Below are 332 nucleotides of genomic sequence, written 5' to 3'. Positions count from 1 at the left end.
ATGGTCGGGGTAAGGGGATTCGAACTCCTGACATCCTGCTCCCAAAGCAGGCGCGCTACCGGACTGCGCTATACCCCGGTAAAAAAAAGGCGACCTCTCAGTCGCCTTCTTCGATCAGTGCTTTTGGCCTCTGATCTTAAGATTCGATTCCAGCGTTAACTGGTCTCAAAAATGGTGGGTCGTGTGGGATTCGAACCTACGACCAATTGGTTAAAAGCCAACTGCTCTACCAACTGAGCTAACGACCCAAAAATGGTCGGGGTAAGGGGATTCGAACTCCTGACATCCTGCTCCCAAAGCAGGCGCGCTACCGGACTGCGCTATACCCCGGT

At 53.3% G+C, this 332-nt stretch carries 3 tRNA genes; all 3 read right to left on the bottom strand.

The features are described from left to right. Window position 1: 1 nt before the first annotated feature. The 3 genes from AOA59_RS00745 to AOA59_RS00735 all read right to left on the bottom strand — a co-directional run bounded on the left by AOA59_RS00745 (window position 2) and on the right by AOA59_RS00735 (window position 330). Window positions 2-78: transfer RNA gene (locus AOA59_RS00745), tRNA-Pro, on the bottom strand. A gap of 94 nt (window positions 79-172) precedes the next feature. Next, window positions 173-248 (bottom strand) — tRNA-Lys (locus AOA59_RS00740). 5 nt (window positions 249-253) lie between these two features. Continuing rightward, window positions 254-330: transfer RNA gene (locus tag AOA59_RS00735), tRNA-Pro, on the bottom strand. Window positions 331-332 lie beyond the last annotated feature (2 nt).

The organism is Pseudomonas sp. 2822-15 (genome assembly GCF_002742515.1).
Lineage (GTDB): Bacteria > Pseudomonadota > Gammaproteobacteria > Pseudomonadales > Pseudomonadaceae > Aquipseudomonas > Aquipseudomonas salomonii.
The sequence above is the reverse complement of the archived record's forward strand: the minus strand, read 5'-3'. Positions and strand labels throughout refer to the sequence as shown.